Below are 7,788 nucleotides of genomic sequence, written 5' to 3'. Positions count from 1 at the left end.
TCTGCTCAAGAAATAACTACACTTTCCAATGTAAAAAAGAACGAAGAACAAACAACTGAAAAAGGGACGAAAAATACAGAAGAACGTTTAGTAACTATTCACTATACAGATATCATGTCTGATAATGGAGATAAAAAAGTCACAGACACTCTGTACAGAGCAAAGACAATGAATTTGCATCTGCTCTTTGAATCTATGATGTTACCACAAACAAGAAATCAACTAAAAGCTCGTGGTGTTGGCTTGTGGAATGGAAAACTAGAAGTTACAGAGTGTATCAATTCAAGAACTGAAGGAAAACAAAATAATCTGCTTGATATTTCCGAAAACGACTCTACACTAAATATTACTTGGTCAGTTATCGATAATTGTTGTTTTTCATTTTTAGGAGATTTCGAACTGGCTAATGATTCTACATTGAATCTCATTTATCATTCTTATGGAAAAACACATTGTGCTTGTAATTGTGAGTTTAAAGTTACCTATAAATTCAAAAAATCTTTTTCAATTGATGGATATGAAGAGAATTATAAAAAACTCAAATATATTTCTCTAAATGGAGAGGTTATGAAGAATATCGAAGCATTTAGACGGTTTCAGAATATTAAGAAGTAACTTTATTCAAACTATTGTCAGAATTTGCTTTAGCAGACTACTGACAAAGTTTAATTTCATAACTTTGACAGACCTTCTTGAAGGCTGTCAATAGTTGGAAAAACAAGAAAAAACCTATGCCTAAAAACTACTATCCACCTTTAGAAGCAGGAAAAACCTATCATATCTACAACAGAGGCATCAACAGCACGGCTATTTTTAAAAGTGATGCAAATTATAGGCATTTTTTAAAACTCTACGATGAACATTGTTCTTGTGTGGTGGATACGTATGCGTATTGCTTACTAGGAAATCATTTTCATTTACTCGTAAAAGTAAAGGATATTTTACCTACTTATGGCGATTTATATCCTCAATTTTCACAAGGAGAAGTTAATAAAAAAGTCAGCCAGAGTGTAGAGCCAAGCAGACAGTTTTCTCATTTTTTTAATGCCTACACACAAGGTTTTAATCACTTTTGTAGTCCCAAACGAACAGGAACTCTTTTTGAAAGACCCTTTAAGCGAATTGAAGTAAATAGCGATGCTTATTTTTCTAATTTGGTAGTTTACATTCACCAAAACCCAAGAAAGCACGGTTTTGAATACGATTTTAGAATTTATCCTTACTCGTCGTACAACAGTCATTTATCGGAAAAGAAAACTCGTTTGGATAGAGAAGAGGTTTTAGAGTGGTTTGGAAACAGAGAAGAGTATCGTAGCTTTCACGAAGGCGAAGTAGATGATAAGATTGAGGATTTCATTATTGAAGAATAACTATTTTCAGAGTCTGCCGACTACTGCCAAAGTTTAAAGTCTTCTAGTCAAAAGACCTCCATCATTTTTTGGAAAAAAATTAGCTTTCTGTGAATTTATACTGTCCTATAAAATTTGATGAAGGCAGAGTGCAAAATATCTTAATTACTTTTTCTAACTTATTCCTTTGTAAAGTATTGTATAAATGGTATTCATCTAGCTGCCCGTTAGACAAAGTAAACTCTTCTGTTTGGTGATTATGCTTTTTGCTTTCTTGAAATATAACAAGGCTTTCATTTTCTTTTAAATACATTAAGTAAATTCTCGTTTCATTTAGTAAAATGCAAAGTTTATCCTCTTCATTTTTTTCTATCCAAAGTTCACCACAGAAAGATTCTAATTGATGTAGCAGTCTTTCTACCCCCTCATTAGTTTTAAGGTTGAAAAAATAAGCTTCATTTTCTATATAGATTTTCATTTCTGAATATTATTAACCTTACCTCAACTCCTTATTGCCAAAATACTCAATAGAAGCCACCAAAACAGCCCCTACAACCATCAGAGCAACAGCAATAAAAAAATGAGTGTCTATTTCTGGAATGTAGCGCATTGTTTCCAAGACTTTTTCCTTTCCATGGATAATCTCACTCTTGACAACCTTTTTCCAAGGATAAATGATAGAAAGCGACCCCAAAACAAAACCTGTAAGGAGAGCTAAAAGAGCATTTTCATAATTATCGAAAAGCCAAGAGAGTAGCTTGGCAAAAGTTAGAAGTCCTGTAACTGCTCCCAAGGCAAAAGGAACAATAATCCAAAGAAGAGCAAGCGTAGCACTTACATCAAAACTAAGAACAGCCGAAGGCAAATCACTAATTGCACCAATTACTAAAGCATAATTTCCTAAAAGTAGAAGTACAAAAGAACCCGAAATACCAGGCAAAATCATACTACAAATAGCAATAAAACCACAAAAGAATAAATAAATAGGATTAGAACTTCCTTCTATCTGACCACTAAATGAAATGCCAATAGCAGACGTCGCTCCTAAAACAAACCATAAAATAGCTATTACATTCCACTCTTTAATGCGCCTTCCTACTACCCAAATCGTTGCGATAATGAGACCAAAGAAAAATGACATGGTCAATATCTCATGATTTGCTAATAAATATTTGAAAAGTTTGGCTAAACTGATAAAACTTGTAACAATGCCTGCAAAAAGTGTGATGAGAAAAATTAAATCTGTTTTTTGAGCAAACTCTATTATCTTTCCTTTTAAAAGAAGGCTTAAAGTAGAAATGGAAAAACTTCCAATCGCTTCTAAAAGACGTTCATAAATCCCCAACAAGAAGGCTATCGTTCCACCAGAAACCCCTGGAACTACATCGGCAGCTCCCATAGCTACTCCTTTTAAATATAATAAGATAGAATTTTTCATTTTTTCAGTTATTGGTAAGCAGTTATCAGTAACCAATTTTGTCTGTAACTGTGTGTATCTAGTTGTTGTGAGTTGATTAAAAAAAACAAAGGTAGAATAATTTGCATTTCTATTCTACCTTCTAAAATTATTTACGTAGCCATTGCTCTGGATTGAGCTTTTCTTGGTGTCTCCAAATCTGAAATTCAATTTCGTAGGTCTCATCTTTATAATTTCCTGCTGCTCCAATAGGTTGTTTGGCACTTACCTTATCTCCTGTTTTGATTTTGACAGACTTTAAACGAGAATACACTGTAAAATAATCTCCGTGTTGGATGATAACTAAATAACCACGTCCTGCTATCTCACTTACATCAACAACTTTTCCTGCAAATACAGAGCGTACAGGTTCGTTAGGCTGAGTTTGGATATCAATACCCAATTTTTCTATCTTTACAACAGGTTTTCCTTCCTCTTCTGGAAGGTAAGGCTGAACTCCAAAATGAGCCGAAATAAATCCATTTTTTACAGGCCAAACAATTCTTCCTTTAGATTTTGCAAATGAAGTTGAAGTCATTTTTTCACTAGCTGAAAGACTTGCCGAAAATTCTGAATTATTGATAGCTTTACTGATAAGATTATCCACCTCTTTTAATATCTTTCGCTCTTTCTTTAAGTCAGCCTGCAATTTAGACTCTTTAATTTTAAAATTTTGGAGAATTTGTTTTTGTTTGACTCTTAAAGAGGCTAGTTCTTGTTCTTCCTTCTTCTGCACTTTCAAAAGCTCTTGTTTTTCTACCTTGTTTTCTTGAAGTTGTGCTGTTCGTTTACGTAAATTTTCTCTTACGTACTCTATTTGCTTTATTTGTTCTCTACGAAGTAAATTGTACTTTTGAAAATAACGCAAGCGAGCCAAAAGTTCATTAATAGAATTAGAGGCTAAAAGCAGAGATAACTTTTCATAACGGCTATTATTTTTATAGGCAAGGTATAACATAATCCCATACTCATGTTTTAACTCTGCCAAATCTTTTTCTAAAGATGCTATAATAGCTTGATTTTCTCCGATAGATTCGTCTAATAAGCGAAGTTCTTTTCCTATCACACCAACCAACTGTTTTCGCTGATTTATCTGTCCATTTATTGCATAAAGCGAACTCATAGTCGTTTTTTTCTCTTTTTGAGTACGCTTTAATATCCGATTGGTATTTGTAATACGATTTAAAATAGTAGAGCGTTCTTTTTCAAGTTCCTTCTTGTGTTGGGAGAAAGTTTTACTCATACTTCCCAATAAAAGGAATCCAGAAAAAAATGATATGGCTAATAGTCGGAAAAAATTCATCAGTAATATTAAAGATACTTATTCATATAGAGAGATAAATCTGTTTCGAAAAATGGCTTTGTATAATAAACCTAAAACTTTTCTATTTTAGTAGAAAAAAGCTATATAATTACTTGATTTAATACAAGACAAAGCCTTTTTTGACAAAATTTTAGTAACTTTGCTGTAAAGTTAATAATTTTTTGTTGTGCATAATTTGTGAGTTCCTCAAAAAAAATATTTTATCCAAACTCTGTGCAAGAAAAACAAAATTGTGTCGTTTATAAATATAAAAGTTATTCCTCAAAATAGGTAAGGCTTTTACATGGCACATGGTTTGCATTTATTACTTATGAAAATAAACCTGATTAGGAAAGACTTCTATCTTAGCTTATCTTAATTTTTGAACTATAAAATTATTTTACAAATAAAAGGTTATGTATTTGTCTAATTTACAGTCCTTTATTATATTGGTAAGAAATTTAATCACATTAAAAATAATTTATTAATTCTCTCTACTTTATCTTTGATGTAGAATTAAAGTTTAATAGCTAGAGAGTACAAAAAGTGTATTTTTTGATTAATAACCTTACCTATTCTATTTCATTACATAAAACGGTTTCGATATGAAATTCAAGTTACTATTATTACCTATATTTTTGATAGGTTTGTTTTTTACAAATACCTACGTAAAAGGTCAAGCACCTGGAGATGCCCTAGATGCTTTTGTAAAAGGTGAAAACTTTCGTAAACAAAGACAATGGAAAACTGCACTCGAACAGTTTGATATTGCTGTTCAGAAAGACCCATCTGTTTACAAATATCATTATAACAAGGCTCTTTGTCATCTTGTTCTTCGTGAGGCTGACCCTGCCATCGCATCTTTAGAGAAGACAGTTTCTCTAAAAAGCGATTTTGTGGATGCTCATGAGCGTTTGGCTCGTCTTTACAAAATTACAGGAAAGTACGACCAATCCATTGCTGCTTATCAGAACGCTTTCAAATATTCTACTGAACCAAAAAGCAAGACAGATTACAAACTTAATATTGTTCTTATTTTAGATAGAACAAAAAGACTTGAAGAAGCAGGAGCGCACGTAGCAGACCTCAAAAAACTAGCTCCAGATGATTTGAATGTTCTTTATTATGAAGCAAAATATAGCAATGCAGTTGGCAAATACGAACAAGCAAAAGATGCTATGTTAAAGGCAACAGGAATGCTTGCTACTGATAATCCGAAGGAAATTGCTCGTTACTATTTCGAACTTGGATATGCCTACCACCATTTGAAAATGTACGAAGAGAAGGAAAAAGCATTCGAAAATGCTAAATTTGGTCCATTCATGGCTCGCATTACGAAATTAATGCCTCAATACTATCATGCTATTGCTCTCTCTTATTTTAAAGTCTATAACTTGGACAGAAGTAAAGAGTTGGTAGAAAAAGCATTGGAGATGCGTAAAGACTTCCCTCAAGCTCACGATTTGTTAGTAAAAATTGCTGCTTCTGCAACAGATAAATCAGCTGTTATCGAACACCAATTATCATCAATCCAAACAGAACCTAATGCTGTAAAGCGTTCTCAAAAATTTGCAGACCTTGCAGAGCTTCAGTTAGAGTCTCGTAAGTATGAAGATGCTATCAAATCAGCAGATGAGTGTTTAGCTTCTCAGCCTAAAAATTATGCAGTAGTATTTATAAAGGCAATTTCACAGCACAAAATGGGTGCTACACAAGATGCTATCAAGACGTTAGAAGACTTGCTCCAGTTTCCTGGTATAGACGCTGAAACAAAAGCACAATATAATTTTGCTTTAGGTATGTTTTATCAAGGTTTAGAGCAATCTGACCAAGCTGCTGCTGCTTTCACTCGTGCAAAGTATGGCTCATATAAATATGCTGCTTATGAGGAGCTAGAGAAGTTTAAGAAGAATGAAGAAGACTTGAAAGATGAAAAGCTAGAAGATATGGGTGAAGATGAAGATGGTGGTGAGTAATAAATAAATCAACATTGTTATATTAAACCATAAAATAAAACCTCTTCAAAATTGATTTTGGAGAGGTTTTTTTGATGTTTTATATATTATCTTCCCAATTTTTTATCCAAAATGTTAGGTTGTGAAACTCTTCTTTTTCTTGATCTATTTCTTTCCAAGAAATTTGAGTTTGTAGATTGGGCTGTTTTATGTATCCTCTATGATTCCAAAATGCCTCTAAGTTTGCGTAAGTTTTCGGACGAAGAGGATGGTCTTTAGGACGGTTAATTCCACAAAATGTAGTAAACCTTCCTTCTACTACATTTTTTTTCTTGAAGTATGTAGCTGCCCACTTTTCTCTCTCCTCAAAAAAACAAACTCCTATTCCTTGTTTTCTATACTTTTTTCTAAGAACAGATTCTTCAAAATAAACACCTTTACTCACATCATATCCTTTTGCTAAAAATGGAAATTGGATAAATGTATCTGATTCATCTAAGGCTATACAAGTAGAAGCTCCTATTACATCACTACCATCAAAAGCCAACACTACTGCTGCATGCTTGGCGTGTATGTAGGAATATAAATACACCTGCTCGTAATCGAAGTCTCCATCGTATAGATATGGATATTCTCTAAATACTTCCATTCTTAGTGCTGCTAGGTTTCTGATATATGGTTGTATTGCATCACCTGTGAATAACTGTATGTGCATAAATAGATTTGGAATTACTTGTTTTACATGCAATATATACAAAAACTGTTCTTTTAGATAGCTTAAAAGTATCTAAAAGAACAGCTCTATATTTATTTTATCATTTGCTTATTAATCTAAACCTCTAACTCTCTTAGAGTTTCGTGGGTCAAAGGCTTATTGATATATTTACGTACAAAATTATAATTTTTTGCCTTACTCATATCTTTTGGATTGATAGAAGAAGTAAGCATTACAATTTTGCAATAGTTTTGTGTAAATTCTGAAAGTGTATTGAACTGGTCTAAAAATTGAAAACCATCCATTAAAGGCATATCAATATCTAAAAAAATAACTTGTGGGAGTACTTTATTGTCAGGCATATCTTGTGCAATTTTCTCCACGTTACGCAAAAATTCGATAGCACTTTTTGCACCTGAGTGTGTATAGATTTTATCACAAATCTCAGCGGTCTGAATCATTTTCTGATTGATAAGATTGTCGATTTCGTTATCGTCAATCAGCATTACTGCATAAAATTTTTTATCTGCCATACGAATAAATTTAATTCTGGTTAAAATGCTAAAGTAATTGAATGAACAAAACTATAAGGGGAATCATCTAACAGTTTGCTCAAGTGATATTTTAAAAATGAATTTATCTAACAAACTTATGTCTAATAGATTTTACGTTTGATTGAGCTTTACTGACAAAAACGAAAAGCACAAATATTTATGATACAATCTATATAAATTTATTCAAAGAAAAAAATAATCTTTTATGATGAGCATTTAGATTAGATATTAACATATTGTAAATCAAGGTTTAATTGATTTTTCTCTAAATAAAAAGAAAATTTTGAACTCTTTTTCATTTGTTTTACTTGTAGATATACAAATTCTTTCTTAGATTTGCATTCCCTTTCAAACAAAGGTTTCTCTCTCATAAAGAGATTGGGTCTATAGCTCAGTTGGTTAGAGCACCTGACTCATAATCAGGTGGTCCCAGGTTCGAGTCCTGGTGGACCCACA

The 7,788-nt window shown here is 32.5% G+C and carries 8 protein-coding genes and 1 tRNA gene; 4 read left to right on the top strand and 5 right to left on the bottom strand.

Features of this window, described 5'->3' with window-relative positions; all coding sequences use genetic code 11:
• On the top strand, positions 1 to 615 hold a 615-nt coding region (locus QZ659_RS19550; protein WP_291728595.1), incomplete at its 5' end, for a hypothetical protein.
• 116 nt (positions 616 to 731) lie between these two features.
• The gene (locus QZ659_RS19545; protein ID WP_291728593.1) at positions 732 to 1,370 is read left to right on the top strand and encodes a hypothetical protein; all 639 of its coding nucleotides are present in this window, start codon (positions 732 to 734) and stop codon (positions 1,368 to 1,370) included.
• A 79-nt stretch (positions 1,371 to 1,449) separates the two neighbouring features.
• Here QZ659_RS19545 and QZ659_RS19540 read toward each other — a convergent pair whose 3' ends face one another.
• From QZ659_RS19540 to QZ659_RS19530, 3 genes are all read right to left on the bottom strand, one after another.
• A complete protein-coding gene (locus QZ659_RS19540) occupies positions 1,450 to 1,827 on the bottom strand; it encodes a hypothetical protein (RefSeq protein WP_291728591.1) in 378 nt (125 codons plus the stop codon).
• An 18-nt stretch (positions 1,828 to 1,845) separates the two neighbouring features.
• The gene (locus tag QZ659_RS19535) at positions 1,846 to 2,787 is read right to left on the bottom strand and encodes a DUF368 domain-containing protein (protein ID WP_291728589.1); all 942 of its coding nucleotides are present in this window, start codon (positions 2,785 to 2,787) and stop codon (positions 1,846 to 1,848) included.
• A gap of 127 nt (positions 2,788 to 2,914) precedes the next feature.
• Positions 2,915 to 4,048 (bottom strand): murein hydrolase activator EnvC family protein, encoded by a 1,134-nt coding sequence (locus tag QZ659_RS19530; RefSeq protein ID WP_291728588.1) that lies wholly within the window; start codon positions 4,046 to 4,048, stop codon positions 2,915 to 2,917.
• Positions 4,049 to 4,713: 665 nt separating this feature from the next.
• Between QZ659_RS19530 and QZ659_RS19525 the strand changes: the two genes are divergently transcribed.
• Positions 4,714 to 6,084 carry a tetratricopeptide repeat protein gene (locus tag QZ659_RS19525; RefSeq protein ID WP_291728587.1) on the top strand — a complete coding sequence of 457 codons (1,371 nt, stop codon included), beginning with the start codon at positions 4,714 to 4,716 and terminating at the stop codon, positions 6,082 to 6,084.
• A 79-nt stretch (positions 6,085 to 6,163) separates the two neighbouring features.
• Here the strand turns inward: QZ659_RS19525 and QZ659_RS19520 are convergent, their stop codons facing one another.
• Together QZ659_RS19520 and QZ659_RS19515 are read right to left on the bottom strand one after the other, a co-directional pair.
• Positions 6,164 to 6,778: a GNAT family N-acetyltransferase gene (locus QZ659_RS19520; protein ID WP_291728585.1), complete on the bottom strand. Its 615-nt coding sequence runs from the start codon at positions 6,776 to 6,778 to the stop codon at positions 6,164 to 6,166.
• Between the two features lie 116 nt (positions 6,779 to 6,894).
• The gene (locus tag QZ659_RS19515; protein WP_291728583.1) at positions 6,895 to 7,311 is read right to left on the bottom strand and encodes a response regulator; all 417 of its coding nucleotides are present in this window, start codon (positions 7,309 to 7,311) and stop codon (positions 6,895 to 6,897) included.
• Positions 7,312 to 7,712: 401 nt separating this feature from the next.
• Here QZ659_RS19515 and QZ659_RS19510 point away from each other — a divergent pair.
• A tRNA-Ile gene (locus tag QZ659_RS19510) sits at positions 7,713 to 7,786 on the top strand.
• Positions 7,787 to 7,788: the final 2 nt, after the last annotated feature.

The organism is Bernardetia sp. (genome assembly GCF_020630935.1).
Lineage (GTDB): Bacteria > Bacteroidota > Bacteroidia > Cytophagales > Bernardetiaceae > Bernardetia.
Note: the sequence above shows the minus strand (reverse complement) of the source record. Positions and strands in the feature narration are given on the sequence as shown.